Raw genomic sequence first — 24,992 nt, 5'->3', positions numbered from 1 at the left:
TTATCTCATTTTATCATTGAAATAATAGCCTACGCCTCGTTTCGTTAAGATATATTCCGGAGCGCTGGCTTCATCCTCAATCTTTTCCCGCAGCCGCCGAATTGTGACATCGACAGTCCGCTCATCTCCCAGCGCTTCATAGCCCCAGACCCGTTCCAAAATCGCCGCCCGCGAAAACACCTGACCGCGGCGGCTCATAAAAAACTTTAGCAGCTCCGTTTCTCTTTGCGTCAAATCAACGGTTTTTCCTCTTTTGCGAATCGCAAACCGGTCTACATCCAAAATCAGCTCTCCGGCCGTAAAAGACTCATTACCGCCTTCACCCTGCTGCGTGAGCGCACTGTAGCGCCGCAGACTGGTGCGGATACGGGCCATCAGCTCCCGCATACTAAAGGGCTTTGTCATATAATCATCTGCGCCCATTTCCAGTCCCAGCACAGTATCCATCTCCTCGGCGCGCGCTGTGAGCATAATAATCGGTACATTACTGCTTTCACGGATTTTGCGGCACACCTGAAAGCCGTCTGCCCCCGGCATCATCACATCCAAAATAACCAGCGCCGGCATCTCCTTTTCAAACAGCTGCATCGCCTCATAGCCATCATACGCAGGAATCGGCCGATAGCCCTCTTTTTCTAAATTATATTTCAGAATATCGACAATGCTCACTTCATCATCTACTACGAGTATCTTTTCATACATGCCGATACTCCTTTCCTTTTACCTGTTTTCCATCCAAATTCTTGCTCTTGCCTGCAGGCTCCTGCCGCTTTCCAGCATGCAAAATCCTGTTTCCTCATCGCTGACTCCCTGGGCTGCCAGATTAGGCGCATTCACGCGCCAGTTCTGCGGTTCCAGACAGATAAAGCTTCCCTCCTGATTTGCATTCCAGATCATCCAATGCTGATAGAAGGGGTCTACTTCATAAAATACCCGGCCTTTTCTGCGCTCAACCACAGCGCCATGAAATCCTGACGGGGCCAGCGGCTCTGCTGTATAATGATCGTCCATAGCCCATGCCGTCGCCGCAAGCCCTTCTGCTCGCAGTCTCTGCTCCTGCTCACTGAGCGCTCTCACTTCCCCTGTCGGCAGCATGCGTTCACTCATTAAAATCCGTTTTCCTGCCGAAATGCGGACACGACTCTCGGCATCAACCGCAAACGCAGAATGAAAGCCCAGGCCAACCGGCATAGGCCGATCGCTCCTGTTCTCAATTGTGACAAGCTGATGCAGTCCATCTTCATCCAGCGTATACTGCAGCACGGCTTTAAAGGCATGCGGATAATAGGCATAAAAATCACTCTGCTCTGTGGCTTCATACTGCATAGTCATCGTATTTTCTGTAATTTCCCCTACCTGCCATGGTCTTGTGTGCAAAAAGCCATGCAGCGAATTTCCTCGTGCCGCCTCATTAACCGGAAAATCATACTCACGGCCGCCCGCCTGAAAATGGCCGCCGTCAATACGATTGGGCGGAAACAAAATCGGCAGTCCATAGGATGTCGAAGCCTTTTCCAGCGCCTGTCTGTTTTCAGGCGCATGCAGCAGGGGCACCCCATTTTTCTCCAAAGAAATCACCTGAGCACCCAGCTCCGGCACAGCCATCACTGTATATCCAGCGGCACAAAGCTTTATCGCCTCATAGCCTTCCCATCGCATTCTCATTGCTCACTCTCCCCGGCTAAGCGCTAACGCACGATCGGGATAATTGGTAATAATGCCGTCTGCCTGCATCGCCATACAGTCCGCGAGCTCCTCTTCGGTATTGGGCGTCCAGACATTGACCATCACGCCGGTCTCATGGCTTCTCTGTATATCCTCTGCCGTGATCTGCTTAAAATGAGGATGTAGCGCTTTAGCTCCTACGATCTGCGCATATCCCTCCGGCCGATAAAACAGCTCGGAATATAAAATCCCGGTAGGAATCTCCGGTTTAAGTTTCTGGCTCTCCGCCAGCGCAGGATGACAGAAAGAAGAAATGAGAAGGCGGCTGCTGACTCCGTAGCGATCCGCCAGCGCCAATGTTTTTTCTGTCAATTCAGCAAAATACCTGTTATCAGAAACCTTGATCTCGATATTGACCTCCAGCTTGTTTCCCTGCATCCAGCGGTATACCTCTTCCATCGTCGGAATCCGAGCGCCGCGCCAGGTCTCGCCAAACCAGCTGCCAGCCTCCATCTCCTGAATCTGTGCCAGCGTATAGTCTCCGACCATGCCTTCAACCGGATCCCCCTGCTTGCCTTCCTCCGTTGTTTTGTTCCATCTGGCTGTGCGCTTCATGCTGCCGTCATGAAAGACCACCAGCTGATGGTCCTTGGTCAGCTGCACATCCAGTTCAATTCCATGCGCTCCCATTTTTGCCGCCAGCTCAAAGGCCTCCATCGTATTTTCGGGCGCATGCCCACTGGCTCCCCTATGTCCGTAAATCTTCATTTTGCTCTCCTTTCTCTTGTTGCTGCCGTTTTCTTAAATCTTCTATATTTTCTGCCTCGCGATATAATGCTGAATCTGTAGGCAGCTGCTTTTTCTCCAGCTGCTTATTGATCAGCAGTACAGCCACATAATATACAACCGCAAACAGCGGTACGCCTACGATCATGCCTAAGAATCCGAAAATACCGCCAAACAGGAGCAGGGCAAAGGTTACCCAAAACTCCGATATGCCCGTTGTATTTCCCAGAATCTTCGGTCCGATAATATTGCCGTCGATCTGCTGCATAACAATAATAAAAATGATGAAATACAGACCCTGTATGGGCTCTGCCAACAAAATCAGAATCGCCGAAGGAATCGCCCCGATAAAGGGCCCGAAAAAGGGGATGATATTGGTAACGCCAATGATCACACTGACCAGCAATGCATAGGGCGTTTTTAAAATGGTCAGCACAATGAAGGTGATCACCCCTACGATGGCTGAATCGAGAATTTTTCCATACAAAAATCCGCCGAATATTTTATGTCCGTGCCGCGCTGTGTCGATCACTGTGTCCGCTGTTTTAGGCTTAAATATGGTGTATACCAGTTTTTTGCTCTGCCCCAGAAACTTCTGCTTGTCCACCAGCACATACACAGCAACCACAAGACCCACCAGAAAATTAAAGACAAACATAACTGCATCAATTACGCCTGTTGTAACTGCTGTCACAACATTGCCCATTGTGGAGACCAGATCGGTTTTAAGCCAGTCCTCTACGGCATCCGTTGCTTTGGCGATGACCGTGCTGAATGTCTCCATTGCCTGCGTATCGCCGTGTGCTGTCTGCTGCAGCCAATGAATAAAATTTTCTACCTGCTTGGGCATCTCTTCAATAATCGTCGTAATACTTTCCATGAGGCCCGGTACGATCATGCCAATCAAAACTGCGACCAGCGCAATCCCAATCGCCATGCCGATGGTGATGGAGAGTCCTTTTGCAATCTTCTCTCCCTTAGCCCTTTTCTTCAGCAAGGGCAGTAACCGCTGCTGAAGACTCTTGCATATCGGGTCCAGCAGATACGCAATGGCAATTCCATAAAAAATCGGACTTAAAATACTGCCGACTCCATCCACCATTTCTTTCACATCTTTAAACCGATAGATGATAAAGGTCATCAGCAATGTGCCCACGATCACCAAAAAGATCATCCGGCTTACGATCGTCACCCGCTCTTTAAAGCTCTCATGCTCCTCCGGCAGACGCATTGGTTCTTCCTCCTTATTTACTGAACATGCTCATGATTATGCAAATGATTTTCACAATACTCATAATTTCCGTTACACTGTGAGCAATACCGGAATGTCATATTCGGATCATCCACATCGGTGATACCGCACACATGACACCGGTGGAACGCTACCCCTTTAATAATCTTTCCCGTTTCCTCTTTATGGGCCGCCGGCCTCTGTCCGGCCCGCCGGTATTCTGATGATGCCTTCGAGGCGCGCCCGCGCGCAATCTGACTCTCATAGGCTCTTCTTCTCTGTTTATTTTTAATCCGCTGCCAAACAAGCGGCAGGAAAAACAGCATATAATTGACCAGGGATGCCAGAATCAGCCAGCGAATGCTGGGCGCAATCGATCCAACAATAATAAAGTCATAGGCCAAAGAGGCAGCACCTACAATCCCGGCCCACTTCGCCTTCATCGGAATAATATAAAACATACGGATCGGCGCTTCCGGATACAAAGACGCCAAAGCTAAAAACATTGTCTGATTGATATAGGTGGGCACGCCCGGTACCTTAAAAATAAAAGAAACGATAATCGTAGCCAGCACACCAATCAAATAATATAAATTAAACCGGAAAGCGCCCCATGCATTTTCAAGTGCGCCGCCGATCCAATAATAACAATACAGCGAAAGCGCCGTCAGCAAAACATTGCCTGTGGGCGCGATAAAAATAAAGGTAAGCAGCCGCCATACCTCTCCCTGCATAACAGCATCCGGCAGCAGCGCCATATACAGCAATGCATTCGGCTGCCAAAGCGTTAAAATATAAACCAGCACATTGCCGAAGATAATATATTTCATCAAATTTGGAATCGCAAAGCGGCCAAATTTTCGTTCCAGCTTATCCATCCACATTGTTACCATTCCTCCTATAAGAACTACTTTCCCTTTTATATTATAACCCCTCCTGCTACTTTTTTCCACTCCTAATTTCATGTTCTCGATTCAGTGAATAGAATAACCCATTCCCTCTTATTTAAAACGGCTAGCTCTGCAAAACGAAGAACTCTGCGTATTAAAAAGAATGCTGCAGCGCTGATGGATACCAGCGTTGCAGCATTCTTTTTATATCTTATTCTTTTCCGTACTGATGCAGCATGCTCTGCTTCAGATCATACAAAGGCTTTGACAAATCCACCGGAATTGTCTGTGCATTAACCAGCCGTCTACTCTCCGGCCACAGCGTTTCCAGCTCCTGCTGGCAATAGCTGCGGATCGCATTGACACTCGGTCTTTCATATACGCACTTTCCATCTATAAATACCGGCACCAGCATTTCCCGAAGACAATAGCTGCCCGCCTTGAATGTCATCCTTTTCCATGTATTTGTTGGATCAAAGATCGTCAGCGCTTCGTCTTCACTGTAGGTTTCTTCCTCCAGCGTAATCAAGTCTGCCTTCAGCTTTCCAGTTGCCTTATCATAAATTCTCAAAATTTTCTTATATCCGGGATTCGTCACCTTGGCCGGATTATCCGAAAGCTTAATTTTTGCTTTTAGCTCTCCTGTGTCCGTTCCCTCTGCCGAAAGCTTATACACGCCGCCAAAGGAAGGATTGTCCTGCGCTGTAATCAGCTTTGTACCAATACCCCACAGACTAATCTGTGCTCCCTGCAGCTTAAGATCCCTCACCAAATATTCATCCAAATCACTGGATGCTGAGATGATAGCATCCTTGAACCCAGCCTCATCCAGCATCTTACGCGCTTCCTTAGAAAGATAAGCCAGATCTCCGCTGTCTAAACGAATTCCATACAATTTAGAAGAAATTCCGGCCGCCTGCATCTCTTTAAACACTTGAATCGCATTCGGCACACCAGAGCCCAGCGTATCATACGTATCGACCAATAAAATGCACATATCCGGAAACAGCTTTGCATACGCTCTGAAAGCCTCAATCTCCGTATCAAAGCTCATCACCCAGCTATGCGCATGCGTCCCCTTAGGAGCGACATCAAATAGCTGTGCGCAGAGCACATTGGAGGTTCCCACACATCCGCCGATGACTGCCGCTCTGGCTCCCAGCGTGCCGGCGTCCGGTCCCTGTGCCCGGCGCAGTCCGAATTCCATCACCGGATCTCCCTTGGCCGCCCAATTAACACGCACTGCCTTTGTGGCAATCAGGCTCTGATGATTGATCAAGCACAAAATCGTAGTTTCAATCATCTGCGCCTCAATGATCGGCGCCTTTACGCGCACAAGCGGCTCTCCCGGAAATACAATGCTGCCCTCCGGAATGGCATATATCTCTCCTGTAAAATGAAAATCCTTTAAGTATTCCAGAAATTCCTTTTCAAATATATGCGTACTTTCCAGATACGCAATATCCTCATCCGTAAAATGAAGCCCCTCTATATAGTCAATCAGCTGATCCAATCCCGCTGTGACAGAAAAAGCGGCATGAAACGGGTTTTCACGAAAAAACAGGTCAAATACGGCCGTTTTATCCTTTTTGCCGTATTTATAATAGCCCTGCATCATGGTCAGCTGATAAAGATCCGTCAATAAAGTCATATTTTGGTCTGTAAACATTGTTTTCCTCCATTCGCGATGGCATTCCTATGCCTCTCGCTGATAAATATACTGCCGGCCTCTTTTTCCGCATTGAGAAATGACGCCTGCGCGTTCCCATACTCGTACGGCACGGGCAACGGCTCCTGCAGACAAATGCGCCGCCTGTGCCAGCTCCTTTCTGGTAAACCCCTCTGAAAGCTCCGGCAGGAGAGCTGCGTAATCCTCCGTTTCCTTCAGCAGCACCATTCCGCCAACTGCCAGCGGCAGACGTTCCATCCGGTGCGAGCCTCTTTTTTTCTTCTGATCCCATCCATCCAGCATCCGGTATTCCTCTACATCCAGCATCAATGCCATAAAGCTTAGATTGGGATGGTTCTGCAGCTTAGGCAGACAGTAAATTTCCGGTAAAATATCCGCCGCACTGCCCTTTCTTGGTGAACGCCTCCGGGAGACAATCTCTCCGGTCTCAGGATGAACCCAGCACAGATACTTTTCTCGAATGACTGGATGAACGACCGTAACCTCAAAGTCTTCTAAAAAGCTTTCCAGCTTACTCCTCAGACGGTCAAACCCCTTTGTCTGGATTTCTATGATGCGGCCGCAGTCCTTCTGAAAAATATCGGCTACATAAGAGCCGATTTTTACCTCATGACAGCTTTCATCCGGTTCCAGAAAATATTTTACCGTACTATGTACCATACGCTCGCTCTGTGTTCCGATCCCTTGGCGCAGTCGTTTTCTGGCTCGCTCCGCGGCCAAAAGCAGCTGCTCCTGCTGCGTCATACTCCTCTTCCTCCTGTCTCTCTCTATGTGAGTCCGTCACCATTCAGTGTTATTATAGGAGCTGTCTTGTCACCTGTCAACCTGAATTTTTCATAAAAAATTCTCCCTGCCGCATATACTTTATCAACATAATTACAAGGAGGCCGCTGCAATGGCTCAACTTGACACCGATTTAAGCATGGCTCTCTCTCTGAATGAAACGGAACTGGATGAATCGCAAACGCTGAAGGTTGGATATGATCCCTCTGCCAAGCTATGGGAAATCATCGTCCGATATCATGGCGATCTCTTCCGCGTTGCTGATCAGCTCGGCGCTCCGCCACCAGAAATTTTAACAGAGCAATACGCCATCATGGAGCTTAGCGCCGCTCAGATTGATGCCGCTCTTCATTTTATAGAAATCGAATATCTCGAAAAACCAAAGGGATTGATCCTAAATTCAGAGGCACAGCTGCTGGATACCTGTATCGAGCCTACGCGCAGCCTCTCTGGCATCGAGCTTTACGGCGAGGGCACGCTCATCGCTATTCTTGACTCCGGTATCGATTATACGCATCCCGATTTTATTTCTCCCGATGGAAGCAGCCGCATCCTGTATCTATGGGATCAAACCGGTGGCACACAGCCGCCTCCTCCTGGTTTTCGCACTGGAAGTCTGTATACGCAGCAGATGATCAATGAAGCGCTCACCGATCCTTTGCTCGTCCCTTCACGCGATACGCTAGGCCACGGCACCCATGTGGCCGGCATTGCCGCCGGAAACGGCCGGGCATCCAACGGCCGCTATGTCGGCGCTGCTCCTCAGGCAGAGCTTTTAATCGTCAAACTGGCTAACAGCGACGGCTATGGATTTTCCAAAACCACCTCCCTGATGCGCGCCCTGCAATTTGTCATTCAGACCGCTTCCGCTGCCGGCCGTCCTCTGGCCATCAACATGAGCCTCGGCACCAACGACGGCGGCCACGATGGTTTTTCTCTCTTTGAAACCTACATAGACGATATGGCTACCAGAGGGCTTACCAGCATCATCGTAGCTGCCGGCAATCAGGGCAATGCCCGCTTTCACGCAGCACCTTCTCTGACCGCTCAACAAACACAGACTTTGGAGTTTCGCGTTGGCCCCCTGCAGTCCTCCCTCTCCCTTCAGCTTTGGAAAAATTTCTCCGATGAGCTTACCATCGGTATTACCTCTCCAAACGGCAGCACCACCGGACAAATCTTCACCGGCGGCTATGTATTCCACGGCCGCCTGCAGGGGACAGAAATCGCAGTCTACAACAGTCCTCCCTCCCCCTATACCGCTTCTTCTTCCATTTTGGTTGAGCTCACCGGAGCTCCCATGAACTCCGGCATCTGGACGCTCACGCTGCAGACCGGCCAGATCGTAGACGGCCGCTGCAATATATGGATGACCGCTTCCGAGGCTCAGCGCGGCCAAACCTACTTTCTTACTCCCGAGGAATCCGTCACCATTACCCTGCCCTCCACTACCATCCGTCCTATCAGTGTGGCCGCTTATAATGCCGCCACCAATGCCATCGCCGATTTTTCCGGCCGGGGATACACACGCACAGACAACGCTATCAAACCCGATTTAGCCGCTCCCGGCGTCAATATTACCTCCTGCTGGCCCGGCGGCGGATATCAAAATCTTTCCGGCACCAGCATGGCCGCCCCTTTTGTTTGCGGCTGTGCCGCACTCCTTATGGAATGGGGGATTATACGCGGTCATGATCTCTTTCTTTATGGCCAGCGCCTCAAGGCCTATCTGCTCAAGGGCGCGCAAAGGAGCCCGGCCCGTTCGTACCCCAATCCAGATTTTGGATATGGAACGCTTTGCTTCGCACGCGCTTTTGAGGCCGCTGTCCAGAGCTATAACGAACCATCCGCCGCTATTCCCGTCTTTGCGCAGGCTCCCGAATCCTGCGCTGACCTCGTCACCGATGAAAACTATCTGGATCTGATCACCGACGCCAACACGCCCGGCCTTGAAAACCAGTGCCGCATCAATCTCGGCACCGATCAGTATCTGAACTTTTACCGCCTGCCGCCTGGGAGCGACCCTGCCAGCAGCTATTCCTTTTTTGGCCAGCGCCAGATCCCAGTTGTATATGGACTGGCCGCTGCCAATATGAACCAGGTATTTTCCAACCAGCTTGCGCTGGAAGTCACGGGCATCGGTCCTGTGACTAGGCGGCCCCTTAATCCGCTGGATGGCTCCGGTGTCCTGATCGGCATCCTCGACACAGGCATCGAATATCGGCATCCAGCCTTTCTTCGCACCGGCAATCAGACCATTTTGGAAGGCGTTTGGGATCAAACGCAGGACCGCATCTATACACGTGACGAAATTCAGGAGGCCTTGGACAGCGATACCCCGCTGCCTCTTACCGATACCAATGGACACGGCACCTATGTGGCCGGCATTGCCGCCGGGCAGCCGGATCCGGAAAATGGCTTCTCCGGCGCTGCTTACGGCAGCGACCTGCTCTGCGTTAAGCTGCGGCCGGCCAAAAACAATCTGCGGCAGTTTTATGGAATCCCTGCGTCTGCCGAGGCTTACAGCTCGGCAGATATCACGCTGGGGATTCAATATCTGCTTAAAAGGGCCGGTGAGCTTAACCGCCCCCTCGTGATCCTTTTGCCATTCGCCACCAATCTGGGATCCCATGAAATCAATGACCCGCTTTCTTCCTATCTTGGCCGTCTCGCGTATGCAACCGGTGTGTGCGTTGTTGCCCCCGCCGGCAATGAGGCCAGCGCCGGTAAGCATTATTCCGGCCGTCTTTCTGATGATGATACCGTTGAATTTTTTGTCGCAGAAGGAGAGTCCTCGGTTCTGCTGAATATTTGGGGATACAGTCCTGATCTTTTCAGCCTTTCCCTTGACTCACCGGTTGGCGGCATTGTTGAACGCCTGCCGCGCTCTGCTGTCCGGCTCAACCAGTACCAGCTGCCGCGCGAAACCTCGCGCGTCTCCATTCGCTATTACAATCAGGGCTGTCCTTCTGCCTATGTGCGCATTGACGCCCCCACGGCCGGCATTTGGAAGCTCCACGTGTACGGAGATGCCGTGATCACCGGCAATTATAACATCTGGCTCCCCATCCAAAACTTCAGCCTGCCTGAAACGCGTTTTTTAAGGCCGCAGCCAAACGGCACCATTACAAGCCCGGGGACGCAGCCAAGCATTCTCAGCATCGGCGGATATCAGCCGCTCAATAACAGCATCTATGAAAACTCCGGCCGCGGTCCTAACCGCTATGGCAGCCCCCGTCCCACCATCGTAGCCCCGGCCGTTGGCATCTACGGTCCAGCCGGCGATTCCTACCGCGCCATCTCCGGCACCAGTGCGGCCGCAGCCCTTACCTCCGGCGCTGCCGCACTTATCCTGCAGCGCAATATTGTACAGGGCAATCAGCTGGAGACCAACACCCTTACCCTGCAGGCAGAGCTCATCCGCTGCGCGACCCGCCGTCTGGATATGCGCTATCCCAACGAACAGTGGGGATTTGGATCTCTCGATATTTCTCTTTGTGTATAGGCTTTCCAGCCGCCACCGGCGGAAATGGACGATAAAAAGGCGGAAGGATTCTCACCACCCGGTTCCCAGAACCTGTGTATAGTGGAAATCCTTCCGCCATTCCTTTTCTTCTACATACCTTCTACATACCTTTTACATACTTTTGAATCTGAGGCAAAAGCCCCTTGCGCTCCTGCGTAAATTCAGGAAGCTGTCCATAATCATATTCGGGATACGGCACGCCCTCCATCAAAACGGGTCCTGTTTGCGTCAGCGCAATATTCCAGCCCATATACCGCATCTGCGGCACAATCAGGCTTACCTCCTTCACTAGCTTGATGGCCTCGGAAACATAAGGAAGTTCATAGTCTTTAAAGACAGCCCCCGTATATGGATGCTGTTCATAGCTCTGCATATCCGGCGTATATGCCCTTCCTTTTAAACGCCCGGTCTCCAGATCCACGGGACACACCAGGCTATCCTCCCGGCGGCTATCCGTCCAGCGTCCGGCATTGCCCATTTTGAGTACGGCATATAAGCACTGCGGCGCTCCATTATCATCGATCAGCGTTACCATACGCAGACAGTTCACTCCACAGGGATACAAACCTGCAACGGCTTCATGCTGCTGCACCTGCGCTTCCAGTACCGTAAAATTTTTAATCGGATTCATCACATAATGCACCAGCTTATGCACGGTTTCAAATTCGCTCACCACCAGACGCTCCATATACCGGCCGCCTTCTCTGGATTTTGCAAATACAACCTCCTGCTTCTGCAGAAAAGCCTCGATCTCTTCCTCCGATGCATCCTCCATCAGCAGATACTCCCTGCCTAAATACTCCGAAAAACACCGCGAAAACCTTGCTTTATCCTCAAAAACCATCACATACTTCGGGTTGTTAACCAAGCTGATCAGTTTTTTATTTTGAATCCTTGTCAAATACGTTCTGCGGCCCTGCCGGTTAATATGCTCAAACTCATAGATCAGATAATCATGATACCCGGCTCCATACCGAAGCGCACAGCGAAACATATCGCCGGCCACTCTAAGCTTTGATCTGCCCGTTCTCCTGCAGACCTTGCCTACAGCCTGCCAAAACTGCTGCATTCTGCACTCGTGTATCACGCGCAGCAAATACCGCACCCGTTTCATGCCCGTCCTCCTGCTCCTTAAATGGCCTTCGTCTGCTCCTTCAAGAAGTCTTTTGTCTCCTCATCAAGCAGCGGCGCTATGGTCTGATATACACGCTCATGATAAGCATTGATCTGCTGAATCTCCTTTTCAGTAAGCAGACTCTTATCAATGGCCTCTCTCTCATAGGGACACAGCGTTACTGTCTCCATCTCATAAAACTGCCCCCACTGCGTCTTTTCCTTCTCTTTTACCATAACCAGATTTTCGATCCGCACGCCAAACTGATCCGTTTCATAATAGCCCGGCTCATTAGACACCAGCATTCCCGGCACCAGCTTGGTCGTATTGATTCCAGAAGAAATACTATGCGGCCCTTCATGTACGCCCAGCACAAAGCCAACGCCATGCCCCGTTCCATGCTTATAGTCCATGCCGTGCTCCCACAGAGGCGTCCTCGCCAGCACATCCAGATGCGTACCGGTGACTCCCTCATGAAATACCGCATGCCCCAGCGCCAAATGACCCTTCAGCACCAGCGTGTACGCGCGCTTCATCGCTTCCGTAAGCGGTCCCAGTGCAATCGTGCGCGTAATATCCGTCGTTCCCTCTTTATACTGTGCGCCCGAATCCAGAAGCAAAAATCCCTCCGGCTTTAGCTTAGCGCAGGTCTCCTTCTGCGGTCCATAATGCACAATCGCCCCATTGGGTCCATACCCTGCGATCGTGCCAAAGCTGATTCCCAGACCGTTCTCCTGCTCGCAGCGCATCTGATCCAGATGCTCCGCCGCCTCTACCTCATCAATCGTTTCTTTTTGCACGGTCTCCTTCAGCCATTTCAGCATGCGCACCATCACTGCGCCATCCTTTACATGCGCCTTGCGGATATTCTCGCGCTCCGTTTCATTTTTGACCGCCTTCATCTGAATCACGGCATCATTCTCTTTTACGATCTTCCATTCACCCGGAATGCTCTCCATCAGCAGTTGGTTAATCAGCTTCGGATCGCAGGCCACCGTGCTCTGCGGAAGGCTCTGCAAATATGCCGGCAGCTCACCGTAAGGGCGCACCTCAATCTGATCCTGCGCAAACAGCTGCCGCATCTCCTCCGGCACCTTCGCCTCCTCTATAAACAGAACCGTTTTCTTCATTCCCACCAGCGTATACGCATACGCTACCGGTGTGCCGCTGATGTCATGCCCGCGGAAATTCAGCAGCCAAGCCGAATCCTCCAGCGATGCCAGCAGATAATAATCCGCTTCCAGCTCCACCATATGCTTTTGCAGACGCGCCAATTTTTCCTTCCGGCTCTCGCCGGTAAACGCTACCGGCAAATCAAAAATCGGATCCATCGGCAAGCTGGGACGGTCCGTCCATACCATGCCGATCAAATCGTCCTGACAGGACAGCGTAAGCTGCTTCTTTTCCAAGCGGGGCCGCAGCGCCTCCACCTGCGCGCATCCGATCGTACGGCCATCAATGCCGATCACGCCGTGCTCCGGCGTCTCTTCGATCGCCCATTCCTCATAAGTCGGTACGCCCGGCTCGCCCATTTTCATCATCTCAATTTCCGTACCGGAAAGCTGCTCTGCCCCCTGCAGGAAATAACGGCCGTCCACCCAGCATGCAGCCTTGTCCTTCGTGATGACTACCGTGCCGGCTGACCCGGTAAAACCGCTGATATAGGCTCTGGCCTTCCAATATCCGCCCACATATTCGCTCTGATGTGCATCAGAAGACAGCACAATATAGGTATCCACATTTTTCTCTGCCATGATCTGACGAAGGCAGGCTATTTTTTCTGCGACTGTCATACAATCCCTCCTGATTTATAAGAAATACCGAACTCCGTTTTGGAAGATCTGCTGATCCTTCCTACCGGGTATATTTTTTGCCACATTGTTGCCGATTCTCTCGGAATGGCCCATCTTGCCCAGCACTCTGCCATCCAGCGATGTAATACCCTCAATGGCCCACATGGAACCATTCGGATTATGAGCAATGTCCATCGTCGGTTGCCCCTGCGCATCCACATACTGCGTAGCAATCTGTCCCTGCTGCGCCAGCTGCCGCAGCATCTCCTCAGAAGCTACAAAACGGCCTTCTCCATGAGAGATGGCAATCGTATGCACATCGCCCGCCTCACTGCTGCTCAGCCATGGCGACAGATTAGAAGTCACACGCGTACGCACCATGCAGGAAGCATGGCGGCCAATCGTATTGTAGGTAAGCGTAGGCGCCTCTGCTGTTAATGGTCTGATTTCACCATACGGCACCAGCCCCAGCTTGATCAGCGCTTGGAAGCCATTACAAATTCCCAGCGCCAGACCATCACGCTGCTGCAGCATCTCCATCGTAGCCTGCCGCACCTTTTCATTAGAAAATACCGTAGCGATAAACTTGCCGGAACCCTCGGGCTCATCCCCCGCGGAGAATCCGCCGCTCAGCATCAGAATCTGCGCCTGCTTAAGCCGCTGCACCATCTGCTGAATAGACTCTTCAATATCCTGCGGCGTCAGATTGCGAAATACAAATACATCGGGCTCAGCTCCGGCCAGCGTAAAGGCTCTTGCCGTATCATATTCGCAGTTAGTTCCCGGAAATACCGGAATAAATACTCTCGGCTTTGCCGCCTGTTTATTACCGGCATATACTTTCTTATCCTGCACCGTAAACAGCTGCGCGTCTCCGGCTCCTTCAGCAGCCGGCACCTGCGTTTTATATACCTTTTCCAGCGGCGCTGTATAAGCCTGCTCTACCTCTGTCAGGCTGATGGTCTCCGCGCCCAGCGCAAATACAGCCTCTTCCGTCACCGTTCCAAGCACCGTTCCTTCTTTTAACAATGCCTCATCTGTGGTTTCAACCACCAGACTTCCATATGTCGGCGCCTGCGCCAGAATATCCGCAGCTTCCTCACGGAAGGTAAAGCCAAAGCCATTGCCCATCGCCATCTTCGCAGCGGCCTCGATCACGCCTCCGGCCGTCACCGCATACGCAGCATACACCTGCCCGCGTTTCATAGCGGCAAGCACCTGATCATACAGGCCTGTAAGCTGATCAAATCGAATTGTTTTATCCTCATCAAGCTCCGCGCTTAAGAGCACCACTGGATGACCGGCCTCTTTAAATTCAGGGCTGATAACTTCATCTGTGGTGATCGTGTCGACAGCCAGCGATACCAAGGTGGGCGGCACGTCAATTTCATTGAAGCTGCCCGACATCGAATCCTTTCCGCCGATAGACGGAAGGCCTAAATCCATTTGCGCTTTATAGGCTCCCAAAAGAGCAGCAAAGGGCTTTCCCCACCTAGTATAATCATTGGTCATCCGCTCAAAAAATTCCTGGAAGGTAAACCGAATCTTTTTATAATCTCCGCCCACAGCTACAATCTTCGCAACGGACTCTGCAACCGCATACATCGCGCCATGGAAAGGACTCCAGGAAGACACATAGGGATCATATCCATATGCCATGAGAGAAGCTGTTTTGGTTTCCCCATTTTCCACAGGAATCTTCGCCGCCATTGTCTGAATAGGCGTCATCTGTCTTTTTCCGCCAAACGGCATCAGCACAGTCGAAGAACCGATGGAGGAATCAAACATCTCCACCAGCCCCTTCTGACTGCATACAGCCAAATCTGACATCACGGTCTTGACCTGCTCGGCAAAGCCTTCTTTCTGAGCGGCCGCCTCTGGCAGGCTTTCCGGCATCGTCTCTGCCGGCGCCTCCGCAATCACCTCTGTATAGCTGGGCGCACCATTGGTATCTAAAAATTCACGGCTCATATCCACAATCGTTTGTCCATGCCAGTGCAGCACCAGTCTGGCCTGCTCTGTCACCTTGGCCACTACCGTCGCTTCCAGATTTTCCTCCGCTGCATAGCGCATAAACTCGGCCTCATCCTTCGCTTCCACTACTACGGCCATGCGCTCCTGCGATTCAGAAATAGCCAGCTCTGTACCGTCCAGACCTGCGTATTTCTTAGGCACCAGATCCAAATTGATATTCAGGCCGGGCGCAAGCTCTCCGATTGCCACGCATACGCCGCCGGCGCCAAAGTCGTTACAGATTTTGATCAAATGACTTGCTTTGGGATTTCTAAATAAGCGCTGCAGCTTTCTTTCGGTCGGAGGATTTCCCTTCTGCACCTCAGCACCGCAGGTATGAATCGATTCCTCGGTGTGCGCTTTGGAGGATCCCGTTGCACCGCCGCAGCCATCTCGGCCTGTACGTCCGCCCAAAAGGATAATAATATCCCCGGGCTCCGCTTTTTCACGGATCACATTGCTTCTTGGCGCTGCCGCCATCACCGCTCCCAGCTCCATATGCTTCGCCGTATAGCCGGGATGATAGATTTCCTTTACATATCCGGTGGAAAGGCCAATCTGATTTCCATAGGAGCTGTATCCTTTTGCCGCTTCGCGGCCGATCTTACGCTGTGGCAGCTTGCCGCTGATTGTATCCTTCACTGCGGCCGTAGGATCTGCACCGCCTGTAATTCTCATTGCCTGATACACATAGGAGCGACCGCTCAGCGGATCGCGGATCGCGCCGCCCAGACAGGTCGCTGCGCCGCCAAACGGCTCGATCTCAGTCGGGTGATTATGCGTCTCATTTTTAAACATGAGCAGCCATTCTTCCTCATAGCCATTGACATCCACGGGAATTACGATGCTGCAGGCATTGATCTCGTCTGACTTTTCCTGATCCTCAAGCTTGCCGGCTGCCTTGAGCTCCCGCATAGCCATCAGGGCGATATCCATCAGGCATTCGGGCTTATCCTCGCGGCCCAGTGCCTTTTTGCCTGCCTTATACTGCTCATACGCCTGCCGGATCGGCTGCGTCAAAGGGCTGTTCTCGATCTGTACGTTTTCGATCACTGTGGCAAAGGTCGTATGCCGGCAATGATCCGACCAATAGGTGTCCAGCACGCGGATTTCTGTGATAGTGGGCTCTCTCTTTTCTACATCGCGAAAATAGCTTTGCGTATGTAAAAGATCGGCCTTGCTCATAGCAAGCCCCAGCGTTTTGAGCAGTTCCTCTATCTGCTGCTCGCTCTTAGCAGTAAATCCCTCCAGCACCTCAACGTGATCCGGCAGGGCATATTCCATTTTGAGCGTAGCCGGCTTCTCCAGCATAGCTTCTCTCGAATCTACCGCATTGATGCAGTAGCTTTTAATTTTTTGCTGTTCTTCTTCTGATAAGGTGCCTTTTAGCACATATACCTTTGCACAGGCGACCGCCGGCTCTTCGCTTGCCTTTAAAATACGGATACACTGCTCTGCTGAATCAGCCCGCTGATCATACTGACCGGGCAAATACTCTACGGCAAAAACAAAACATCCCTTCACATCCTCCGGCATGGCCTCCTCATAGACCTCGTCTACCGGAGCCTCTGACAGAATCCGCTCGATTGCCTGCCTATAGACCTCCTCCGAGAGATTCTCTACATCATATCGATGCAGAATGCGTACTTCCTCCAGCTGCTTCATATACAGATTATCTTTTAAGTCCTTTAATAATCCTGTGGCCTCCACCCGAAACCCAGGCTTTTTCTCCACATATACCCGTCTGACAGACATGCTGTACCTCCTCATTTTTAATCCAAGCCATCCGCTTAGTCTCGTTCATCATTTGCATTCCAAATTATATCATGCAGCCCGCATTGTGTAAAGCTTTTGAAGTACTTTTCCTCTCCGGGCCGCATATCCTATTAATAGCTTTTATCACAGGCGCAAATTCGATATTTGCGCCGCGGCCTCAGCGTTAAAACGCTTCGAAATGGAGGATGAAATGTATTTTCAGGGGATTTTTTTCAGTGTAATCTGTTTTTCTGTAGTGATTGTATGCGAGCCTTTTGTCAGCCGGGCCGAATCTCTTTTTTCCAACCGCATTTGGCCGCTCCTCCTGTGCGCAGGCATTGTGCTCTTTTTCATCTCTGTTTTGATCTGCTATGCCTGGATTTCCGCTCTACTATGCAGCGCTGCCCTCACCCTTTTGTATGGTGCCTTTAAGCTAAAGCAAAGGCCCGCCTGCCGTAAGCCACCCCGCTGCGCTTCCGATCGCTGCCACCGCCGCCGCTAAAAAAATCACAATATTTTTATTTTACTCGTTTTGTGTCATTTCCTGTCTTTTACTTTGTTTTATGCTAAAATGATTGAAACGTTCCGTTAAAATTATACAGGAAAGAGAGGGTTCCCCTATGAAACCCCTAAAAAATACTTTGGGCGGAAGGCTGGCAAAGCTCCGTCACGACCGCAAACTAACGCAGCAGCAGGTCGCTGATGAGCTGCATATTGCCCGCACCACATATGCGTCCTACGAACAGGATATGCGCAATCCGGACTGCTCCATGCTAAAAGCGCTGGCTGCCTTTTTTAATGTTACCATTGACTACCTTGTTACAGGAGATGTCCGTCACTAAAGATCACATCCGCATCCTCTAGCATATACTCATCCAGATCAATGATTTTTTGCTTACAAATTTGTGCTTTGGATGCTTCGCCCATCATCTCATATAATTTCCATGCAATAAAATAGAAATTGAGATAAACAGCGTCACAATCGGGATCTTGGTCCAGAATTTCATCCAGCAGGCTGCCGGCTTTCTCTGCATTGCCGCGGTGAAAGAGGCACATGGCCCATCGCGCCATATAAACCGGCTGCTCCGGTTCCAAGGCATGATACCGGCTGAACCACTCGTCGCAATCCGTATGCCAGCCCTTTTTCTCCATTAACATCCCAATACAGCCTACATAATCCTCCAGCCACAGCTCATTCGGGCTGAAAATTCGGCACACCTCCCAGCAAAAGTCCCATAGCTCCTGCTGATTTCCCCGGTCATCTATGTCCAGATATAACCGGTTAAGCATCATATCCATCGTTTGCTGATAGGAATCCCCGATCACCTGCCGCTTCTCATAAACTTCAAACTCTCTTTTAAAGGTATTCCATATCTTTTGCAGGATTACCCGCTGATCATCGCGATACCCCATGTCATATAGGGCAATCGCATCATTCGCTTCACATTCCATCTCATTCCACTTGTCTGCCAATGTTTCTGTGTTTTTCAATTCCCATTCCTCTTTCTTGTTTTTCACATTTAGTTTCATTTACACTAACTGATGATTATTATACCTCTCTTCTTCCGAAAAATCCAGTAAACAAATCCTAAAGTATTTGTATCTAAATAACGAAGGGAGCATTTTAGTGCTTATCGATTACGGTAGATAAATAAAGGACCGGAAACTATTACAATTTCCGGTCCTTTACAATACAAAGCTATTTTAACTCATATTGAGAAATTCAGCTGGTGTCATAATCCTTGGATTCTTCAAGCCTGATTCCAAAAAATCTTTATCCCCGGTCAGCAGAATCTCTGCCCTTGCCGCAATGGCTGCTCTTAAAATAGGGCGATCATCTGCATCCCTAACCTGTAATTCCGACATATTTTCATCTGTTGGTATGGATACTAATTCCAGCGTCAGTAAAGCCATTGAAAGAAATTTATCTAATGCTGCCAGACGTTTTAGGAAATTTTTTATTGAATATCCGTTTCATTTCATCTACATTCTGCTCACAGATCAACCCATGGTTAGGGTAAGAGGCTACTTTCACATAGGCCTGATATGGGACACTATTTGCACGGAGCGCCGCAGATATAAGGACATTCGTATCAATCAGCACTCTCACGCGTCTTCATCCTCATTCCTCGATTCTTTTACAAGCGCCATAATATCCTCGTCAGATGCAAGACCCGCCCGCTCTGCTTCACCTGCCATTTCTCTCTGGAGCATCTGCATGGCATAAACAGCCGAATTAACAATGCGAACATTGCTACCCTCCACAATAAAAGAAATCCGGTCTCCGCTTGCCACACCAAGTACTTCGCGGACATCTTTTGGGATTGTAACCTGCCCTTTGGCCATAACCTTTGCATTATCAACAAAAGTGTTTGCTAACATGTCTTTCACCTCCTAAAATATAAGCAAGTAGGAATTTCCCTACTTGCTTATATTATATGCGACCGTCAAAAAAAATCAAATGAAATTCCTGACAATTTACCTCCGGAGCGGCCCTCTCAAACCCAGAGAAGGCCGCTCTCCTTTTATTACCCTCTTATTCTAACAGACTCGTAAATGGCTCGCTGCTCAGCAGATGCAGCTCATGCAGCGCCCGCGTGATCGCAACATAAAGGAGCTTAGCCTCCTTCGGCGTATTGCCATAATGTGCCTCGTCAGGCTTCCACAAAATAACCGCATCAAACTCCAGACCCTTCGTCAGCTCTATCGGCAGGACCATCAGCCCCTGCTGAAAGCCCTCCCCCTCATCGCCAATACTTTTAGCCAGCGCCTTATGCAGCGCATCCGCCTCCTCCTGCAGCCGGCATACAACCGCAATTGTACGATATCCCCGGCTGCGGATCTCCTCGATCAATTTTGCCGCCTGCGGCAATAATTCCTCTTCTTTCAGCTGATATGTGGCTACCGGACTTCCGTGGCGGATCACTGGATCGATTTTATAGGCGCCAGCCGAAGCCTTTTCGAGCACGCGCCCCGCATATTCCGATATCTCGATCGTATTTCGGTAGCTTTTGGCCAAAATCTGAAAGCTGTCAGCCTTTTCATTGAAAACATATTCTCGCAGCGCCTCCCACTCATTCATGCCCATTTCATAATGAATGTTCTGCGAAACATCCCCCATGATCGTAAAATAGCAGCCCGGCTGCAGGCGCTTAAGTACATAATATATCATCTCGCCAAAATCCTGCGCCTCATCCACAATGATCTGTCCAAACGTGTTGGGCAGCATATCCTCGCTGATCCAGCGCCGCACCACAGTCAGCGCTGCCAAATCATACACATCCAGCCGCCCCCTCTCCAGATTGGCCAGCACCGCCGAGGCATCGATCCCCTGCTTCTGCGCATACAGCCCCACAAAGCGCTGATAGGTCTCCAGCACGCCAAACCATTCCTTAGTCGGCTTAAAATACTGCTTATACTCCTTCAGCTTTTTCTTGCGCAGCGCGCGCCAATACTGATATTCATCATCATCGGTCGTATAATCCGTCAAAAAACGAATCCGACGCTGAATTGTCTCATTCAGCAGCACCTCTACGCGCTGCAGCGACCAGTCGCGCCGGTAGTGCAGCAGCTCATACATCTGCTCACGGCTCAAAATCTCCCCCAGCTCCGGATCGCGCACACTGCGCGGCTTCAGAAGCTTATGCCACACCTGCCGCAGATATTGGTCCAGCACCAGCACATAGTGCATGCGGCATTTCCAAGAGTGCTCCGGCAGAGCCGGAATGAGCCTGTATTTTTTCTTCCAGTCCTCGTATAGCTGATCCCGCAGAAATTCATCCATCCGGCGCTGCTTCACATTGCGGACGTCCAGCTCTGGCAGTCCGCTGGTAATGTATGACAGCAGCATATCATTGCTGCCAATAATGCAGAAATCCTCCGGCGCATACCTTTTTTCATAGTTATACAAAATATGAGAAATACGGTGCATCGCAACCGTTGTCTTGCCGCTCCCGGCTACGCCCTGTACAATCATGCTCTTAAACGGCGTATCGCGGATAATCTGATTCTGTTCCTTTTGAATCGTCGCAATGATATCGCCCAGCACCACATCCTTATTCTTAGCCAGATATTTAACCAAAAGCTGATCGTTAGAGGCAATATCGCTGTCATAATATCCGTTTAGCTGTCCGCCCTCAATATCAAAGGTCCTTTTTAAGGCCAGATCAATCTCAACCTGCGCAGCTTCCGGCACCTGATAGGCTCCCAGCCCCTTTTCATTTTCATAATATACGGTGGCCACCGGCGCGCGCCAGTCCACGACTACGATATCATCCTCCGCCGTCTGAATCCCGTTTTTACCAATATACAGGCTCTCCTCAAGCCCGCTCTTTGTTTCCTGATAATCAATCCGCCCAAAATAGGGCTTATCGGCAGCCGCTTTATTTTTTCTAAGCGAATTTTCCACATGCTCCAAAATGGCGCTGCTAATCGAAAGCTGAATAAACATCTGGCTGTTCAGCTCCCTGTCCCGGGGTGTGATCTTGTCGTTTAGCTCCTCGGTCTCTCTTTTTACCTCCTCCGTCCTTTTCTGGTAGCGCTCAATATTGCTCTGAATAATGGCCAAACTTTCTTGTAAGTGCTTGTGCTCGTCTCTTTCAATCGGTTTCATTCTTTCTCCTTTCGCTTACCTTTGCAACGCGTGAAACAGGCCAGCCGCAGCCTTTTTCATTATTGTATCAAAAATAAAAAAAAAGAGTAGACTTTTATTTACTTTTTTGATAAGATAGTAGATGGACTTAGTCCCAAAAATCGCAAATAAGGAGGCGGTAGGAATGACCGGCAATACATATCCCGGATTTCGCGGCATGATCCACGAACTCGAGGATGTTTTTATTTTGTGGTGGATGGACGGAAGTCCCAAGATCAATTATAAAGTACACTACCGTGCGGATGCCTTCGACACGTCGCTGTCAGCATCTTCTTTTCCTTATATTTCACTTTCCTGTACCTATGACGTTCAGCATTCAGGATTCCTTCTTTTAAACAAGACAACCGTAGAAGAGGACCAGCTCAAAGCATATTGCCAAAAAAATGGCTTTACCTATCAGATCCGATACTGGTCCAAATATGTATCTGTATATATCTCTATACCCGATTACGAAACGCTGAAAAAATCTGCTCTGATGACGCGTGTCCATGAGATGCATACCTGGTTCAACAGCTTTATTCCTTTGGCCAAGAAATTTTATGCACTGCCACTGATGAACGAGATTGAAAAGCATGAGAAATTCCCCTCCTGCATCAATCCCGCCATCTGCCGCTGGGGCATCAGCTACGAAAAGGACTCCGATTCCGAAGGCTATACAAATGGCGGCGGCCCTTCCTTTCTATTCAAAAACTATGGCTACCGCGATCTCCAGTCATCCGATGAGATGGTCGCTTTTATGCTTGCCTACTGCGCCCGTAGGTACTGGAAGATTTCTCCTGATTTATTCCATTTCTACGGCATACGGTGGCATTATTACCGAAACCCTGACCCTGAACAAAAGATCTCTGTCCTGCCGCGGTACTATGCATACGATCCGCTTACTTATGTCCCGGCAAGCAATGAGCCGCCGCTCAAGGATTTCTTTGCATAACTTCTTTCATCAATCTCAAAAGGTGCAGCCTCACATACGAGGCCGCACCTTTTTTATATGCATTACCCTATGGCTTACACCGCTTACACGGCTCATACCCCTCCCTTAGCAGCACCTCGCGCGGGCCCTCGTACTCCTCACGGTTTGTCTCCGCTATATCCAGCGCCGACGCGCATGACGGCAAATGAAATTTTCTCGTACTGCGGTTCAGTATGTATGTCCCCTCTTCTGCCAAACTCAGCGGAGCCCCTTCCTCCGCCAGTCGGCTCTCTCCCGTCGCATAGTCCAGCTCCACGCCCGGCTGCACGTTATACACATACACGTTAAAACAGATGCCCGCGCCCTCATCCTCCACCGAATACGCCTCCATCTGCACGCCGCCGGCCAGCAGGTTATCCCCCTCAAAAACCGGCGTTACCCGGTACAGCACATGATTTTCCGTCTCCTTAATATAATCCGCCACCATATTCTCAAACGGCAGCATCCCCTCTGTATTCATATACCGCGTCCCCGTAATCAGATTGCGCTCATTCGCATTCTCTCCCGCCAGCTGAAACCCAATCAAATGACAGCGATTATACAAATACTTTCCATCCACATGATCATATTTCACCGTATGCCAGCCGCTTGGCCTCACCGAGCCAATCTCCCCTCTCGGCTCCGTCGGCATCAGATCCTTTCCCAGGCAAGCATACGCCGCGCGGCAGCGCGCAAGAGCATCCAGCTCCCCATACTCTTCAAAGGACTCCGTGACTTTTTCCTCATCTGAAAAATCCGGCTCGTTCTCCGCAAGCACGACATAGGGCTCTCCGGTATAGTCCGGGATTTGCCGCTCCGCGGCCCTCTCCAGGCTCTGCGGCTGCGGCTCTGCTGGTGCTGGCGCCTGCATGCAGCCCATAAGACCAAGCACAAATCCAAGCGCTAAGCTGCCGATCAACAGCCTTTTTCTACTCCATCTCATCTTCGATACACCTCTTTGCTGATCCTCTCATGCGAGAACCCCGCAAGCTCCGTCTGACTCTCCAGTCTCCAATCTTCCAGTGCAATATCGAGCCTTTGATCTGCCGGGTAGCGCCGATGCCAGCGGTACACCGTGACGGAACTGATCCTGTCCTCATAGGACCTCAGAGCCTGCTTTTCCACAAAGCAATACGCCTCTGCCCCTGCCTTTTCCAGCATCTGCTCATCAAAATGCGCGGCTCCCTCTGCAAACAGCTCTTTTGCATATTCAGCTGCCCAAAGCGCGCCTCCTGCCATTTTGATTATATCCTCTGTCACAGCTCTGTCCCGGCTTTGCCGTCTCCCGTTAAACAGCATTCCATTTTGCTCATCTAAGCATACAATCACATGCATCTGGCTTACCCTCCGCTGCTATTGTAGCGGCGCAGTCCCCGGTGCCACATACAGGCGGCTATGCCGCTCAGCAGCAGCGCAACTACCGGCGACAGCATACAAAGCCACGCGGGAGCATCTGGCTTTCCCATCAGAAAAACCGTGGGGTAAAAATTTAAAAACGCGATCGGCACGATTCCCGTTACCAGCACCTTAAATATCGTGCCAAAGATCGTAATTGGATATTTTTGTGTAAGCAGATAAATCTGAGTAAAAACTGAGTTTAGTGCACCCGCCTTCAGCGTCCAAAAGCTTACGCAGGCGATCATAAACCGAATACACACTACGATCACTCCGCCTGAAACCACAAAAATCAGAAACCAGAGGATCTGCGCCGCTCCCCATACGACCTGTGACATCGATAAGCCTGTCACCAGCAGCGCAATTCCCATAAGCGTATCGCACAGCCCTGTATAGTTGATATCGCCGCCGACAAGCTGCAGGAAGGGGCTCACAGGCCTTAGCAAATACACATCAAAGCTTCCGGAAAGAATTTCATCGCCAATCCGCAAAAGCTTCCGGAAAAAAACCGAAAAAATGCTCCACGAAATCATATAAATCCCATACAGCACCAAAAGATCGCCAATCTCCCAGCTCCCCAGCCTGTGAAATCTCCATGAAATCACGGAAAGCTGCACAATATTGGCTCCATTCAGTACGACAACACTCACCAGACTCATCAAAAAATCTACCCGGTACTGTAAAATGCCGCGCATGGTCATTTTAAGCAACGAAAAATACATATGGATATTCCGTCTCAAATGCATCCCCT

At 50.4% G+C, this 24,992-nt stretch carries 20 protein-coding genes and 1 pseudogene; 4 read left to right on the top strand and 17 right to left on the bottom strand.

Translation table 11 applies throughout. The features are described from left to right. From HFE64_04900 to HFE64_04870, 7 genes are all read right to left on the bottom strand, one after another. Nucleotides 1-702, bottom strand: a complete 702-nt coding sequence (locus HFE64_04900; protein ID MCI8632802.1) for a response regulator transcription factor — start codon at nucleotides 700-702, stop codon at nucleotides 1-3. Between the two features lie 18 nt (nucleotides 703-720). Further along, a complete protein-coding gene (locus HFE64_04895; GenBank protein MCI8632801.1) occupies nucleotides 721-1,665 on the bottom strand; it encodes an aldose 1-epimerase in 945 nt (314 codons plus the stop codon). A gap of 3 nt (nucleotides 1,666-1,668) precedes the next feature. Then, nucleotides 1,669-2,433: a glycerophosphodiester phosphodiesterase gene (locus HFE64_04890; protein ID MCI8632800.1), complete on the bottom strand. Its 765-nt coding sequence runs from the start codon at nucleotides 2,431-2,433 to the stop codon at nucleotides 1,669-1,671. Then, nucleotides 2,414-3,682 (bottom strand): AI-2E family transporter, encoded by a 1,269-nt coding sequence (locus HFE64_04885; protein ID MCI8632799.1) that lies wholly within the window; start codon nucleotides 3,680-3,682, stop codon nucleotides 2,414-2,416. The genes HFE64_04890 and HFE64_04885 overlap by 20 nt, the downstream gene beginning before the upstream one ends. Nucleotides 3,683-3,699: 17 nt before the next feature. After that, complete coding sequence (locus tag HFE64_04880) at nucleotides 3,700-4,566, bottom strand: rhomboid family intramembrane serine protease (GenBank protein MCI8632798.1); 867 nt, start codon at nucleotides 4,564-4,566, stop codon at nucleotides 3,700-3,702. Between the two features lie 217 nt (nucleotides 4,567-4,783). Beyond that, nucleotides 4,784-6,241 carry a nicotinate phosphoribosyltransferase gene (locus tag HFE64_04875; GenBank protein MCI8632797.1) on the bottom strand — a complete coding sequence of 486 codons (1,458 nt, stop codon included), beginning with the start codon at nucleotides 6,239-6,241 and terminating at the stop codon, nucleotides 4,784-4,786. Nucleotides 6,242-6,268: 27 nt separating this feature from the next. Continuing rightward, entirely contained in the window at nucleotides 6,269-7,006 is a 738-nt protein-coding gene (locus HFE64_04870) for a hypothetical protein (protein MCI8632796.1), read from the bottom strand. Nucleotides 7,007-7,157: 151 nt separating this feature from the next. Between HFE64_04870 and HFE64_04865 the strand changes: the two genes are divergently transcribed. Next, nucleotides 7,158-10,550 carry a S8 family peptidase gene (locus tag HFE64_04865; GenBank protein ID MCI8632795.1) on the top strand — a complete coding sequence of 1,131 codons (3,393 nt, stop codon included), beginning with the start codon at nucleotides 7,158-7,160 and terminating at the stop codon, nucleotides 10,548-10,550. A 121-nt stretch (nucleotides 10,551-10,671) separates the two neighbouring features. Here HFE64_04865 and HFE64_04860 read toward each other — a convergent pair whose 3' ends face one another. The 3 genes from HFE64_04860 to HFE64_04850 are packed head-to-tail and all read right to left on the bottom strand — an operon-like array spanning nucleotide 10,672 to nucleotide 17,246. Next, nucleotides 10,672-11,685, bottom strand: coding sequence for a hypothetical protein (locus HFE64_04860; GenBank protein ID MCI8632794.1), 1,014 nt, complete (start codon nucleotides 11,683-11,685; stop codon nucleotides 10,672-10,674). A gap of 17 nt (nucleotides 11,686-11,702) precedes the next feature. Next, on the bottom strand, nucleotides 11,703-13,478 hold the full coding sequence (locus HFE64_04855) for an aminopeptidase P family protein (protein MCI8632793.1): 1,776 nt from the start codon (nucleotides 13,476-13,478) through the stop codon (nucleotides 11,703-11,705). 15 nt (nucleotides 13,479-13,493) lie between these two features. Then, a complete protein-coding gene (locus HFE64_04850; GenBank protein ID MCI8632792.1) occupies nucleotides 13,494-17,246 on the bottom strand; it encodes a phosphoribosylformylglycinamidine synthase in 3,753 nt (1,250 codons plus the stop codon). Nucleotides 17,247-17,457: 211 nt separating this feature from the next. Here HFE64_04850 and HFE64_04845 point away from each other — a divergent pair, with 211 nt between their 5' ends. Then, nucleotides 17,458-17,748 carry a DUF4491 family protein gene (locus HFE64_04845; GenBank protein MCI8632791.1) on the top strand — a complete coding sequence of 97 codons (291 nt, stop codon included), beginning with the start codon at nucleotides 17,458-17,460 and terminating at the stop codon, nucleotides 17,746-17,748. Nucleotides 17,749-17,866: 118 nt separating this feature from the next. Continuing rightward, a complete protein-coding gene (locus tag HFE64_04840) occupies nucleotides 17,867-18,088 on the top strand; it encodes a helix-turn-helix transcriptional regulator (protein MCI8632790.1) in 222 nt (73 codons plus the stop codon). Here HFE64_04840 and HFE64_04835 read toward each other — a convergent pair. The 4 genes and pseudogenes from HFE64_04835 to HFE64_04820 form a co-directional block, all read right to left on the bottom strand. Beyond that, the gene (locus HFE64_04835) at nucleotides 18,066-18,776 is read right to left on the bottom strand and encodes a hypothetical protein (GenBank protein MCI8632789.1); all 711 of its coding nucleotides are present in this window, start codon (nucleotides 18,774-18,776) and stop codon (nucleotides 18,066-18,068) included. The genes HFE64_04840 and HFE64_04835 overlap by 23 nt on opposite strands. 174 nt (nucleotides 18,777-18,950) lie before the next feature. Beyond that, nucleotides 18,951-19,356: pseudogene (locus tag HFE64_04830) on the bottom strand (putative toxin-antitoxin system toxin component, PIN family). After that, complete coding sequence (locus HFE64_04825; protein ID MCI8632788.1) at nucleotides 19,353-19,628, bottom strand: AbrB/MazE/SpoVT family DNA-binding domain-containing protein; 276 nt, start codon at nucleotides 19,626-19,628, stop codon at nucleotides 19,353-19,355. The pseudogene HFE64_04830 and the gene HFE64_04825 overlap by 4 nt, the downstream one beginning before the upstream one ends. 154 nt (nucleotides 19,629-19,782) lie before the next feature. Continuing rightward, nucleotides 19,783-21,858 carry an ATP-binding domain-containing protein gene (locus tag HFE64_04820; protein ID MCI8632787.1) on the bottom strand — a complete coding sequence of 692 codons (2,076 nt, stop codon included), beginning with the start codon at nucleotides 21,856-21,858 and terminating at the stop codon, nucleotides 19,783-19,785. Nucleotides 21,859-22,021: 163 nt separating this feature from the next. Between HFE64_04820 and HFE64_04815 the strand changes: the two genes are divergently transcribed. Next, a complete protein-coding gene (locus HFE64_04815; GenBank protein MCI8632786.1) occupies nucleotides 22,022-22,828 on the top strand; it encodes a hypothetical protein in 807 nt (268 codons plus the stop codon). Between the two features lie 67 nt (nucleotides 22,829-22,895). Here the strand turns inward: HFE64_04815 and HFE64_04810 are convergent, their stop codons facing one another. From HFE64_04810 to HFE64_04800, 3 genes are read right to left on the bottom strand one after another with little or no spacing between them, the layout of a single operon-like run. Continuing rightward, nucleotides 22,896-23,789, bottom strand: coding sequence for a hypothetical protein (locus HFE64_04810; protein ID MCI8632785.1), 894 nt, complete (start codon nucleotides 23,787-23,789; stop codon nucleotides 22,896-22,898). After that, a complete protein-coding gene (locus HFE64_04805; GenBank protein ID MCI8632784.1) occupies nucleotides 23,786-24,181 on the bottom strand; it encodes a hypothetical protein in 396 nt (131 codons plus the stop codon). Before HFE64_04805 ends, HFE64_04810 begins: the two co-directional genes overlap by 4 nt. Before the next feature lie 5 nt (nucleotides 24,182-24,186). Then, nucleotides 24,187-24,981, bottom strand: coding sequence for a hypothetical protein (locus tag HFE64_04800; GenBank protein MCI8632783.1), 795 nt, complete (start codon nucleotides 24,979-24,981; stop codon nucleotides 24,187-24,189). Nucleotides 24,982-24,992: the final 11 nt, after the last annotated feature.

Source organism: Lachnospiraceae bacterium, from assembly GCA_022794035.1.
Taxonomy (GTDB): domain Bacteria; phylum Bacillota; class Clostridia; order Lachnospirales; family Bianqueaceae; genus CALWPV01.
The sequence above is the reverse complement of the archived record's forward strand: the minus strand, read 5'-3'. Positions and strand labels throughout refer to the sequence as shown.

Coding starts and splice junctions, on each gene's coding strand:
- HFE64_04860 (MCI8632794.1), bottom strand. CDS start 11,685: ATGAAACGGGTGCGGTATTTGCTGCGCGTGATACACGAGTGCAGAATG.
- HFE64_04865 (MCI8632795.1), top strand. CDS start 7,158: ATGGCTCAACTTGACACCGATTTAAGCATGGCTCTCTCTCTGAATGAA.
- HFE64_04890 (MCI8632800.1), bottom strand. CDS start 2,433: ATGAAGATTTACGGACATAGGGGAGCCAGTGGGCATGCGCCCGAAAAT.
- HFE64_04835 (MCI8632789.1), bottom strand. CDS start 18,776: ATGAAACTAAATGTGAAAAACAAGAAAGAGGAATGGGAATTGAAAAAC.
- HFE64_04810 (MCI8632785.1), bottom strand. CDS start 23,789: ATGAGATGGAGTAGAAAAAGGCTGTTGATCGGCAGCTTAGCGCTTGGA.
- HFE64_04820 (MCI8632787.1), bottom strand. CDS start 21,858: ATGAAACCGATTGAAAGAGACGAGCACAAGCACTTACAAGAAAGTTTG.
- HFE64_04845 (MCI8632791.1), top strand. CDS start 17,458: ATGTATTTTCAGGGGATTTTTTTCAGTGTAATCTGTTTTTCTGTAGTG.
- HFE64_04855 (MCI8632793.1), bottom strand. CDS start 13,478: ATGACAGTCGCAGAAAAAATAGCCTGCCTTCGTCAGATCATGGCAGAG.
- HFE64_04850 (MCI8632792.1), bottom strand. CDS start 17,246: ATGTCTGTCAGACGGGTATATGTGGAGAAAAAGCCTGGGTTTCGGGTG.
- HFE64_04805 (MCI8632784.1), bottom strand. CDS start 24,181: ATGCATGTGATTGTATGCTTAGATGAGCAAAATGGAATGCTGTTTAAC.
- HFE64_04840 (MCI8632790.1), top strand. CDS start 17,867: ATGAAACCCCTAAAAAATACTTTGGGCGGAAGGCTGGCAAAGCTCCGT.
- HFE64_04885 (MCI8632799.1), bottom strand. CDS start 3,682: ATGCGTCTGCCGGAGGAGCATGAGAGCTTTAAAGAGCGGGTGACGATC.
- HFE64_04815 (MCI8632786.1), top strand. CDS start 22,022: ATGACCGGCAATACATATCCCGGATTTCGCGGCATGATCCACGAACTC.
- HFE64_04900 (MCI8632802.1), bottom strand. CDS start 702: ATGTATGAAAAGATACTCGTAGTAGATGATGAAGTGAGCATTGTCGAT.
- HFE64_04875 (MCI8632797.1), bottom strand. CDS start 6,241: ATGTTTACAGACCAAAATATGACTTTATTGACGGATCTTTATCAGCTG.
- HFE64_04895 (MCI8632801.1), bottom strand. CDS start 1,665: ATGAGAATGCGATGGGAAGGCTATGAGGCGATAAAGCTTTGTGCCGCT.
- HFE64_04880 (MCI8632798.1), bottom strand. CDS start 4,566: ATGTGGATGGATAAGCTGGAACGAAAATTTGGCCGCTTTGCGATTCCA.
- HFE64_04825 (MCI8632788.1), bottom strand. CDS start 19,628: ATGTTAGCAAACACTTTTGTTGATAATGCAAAGGTTATGGCCAAAGGG.
- HFE64_04870 (MCI8632796.1), bottom strand. CDS start 7,006: ATGACGCAGCAGGAGCAGCTGCTTTTGGCCGCGGAGCGAGCCAGAAAA.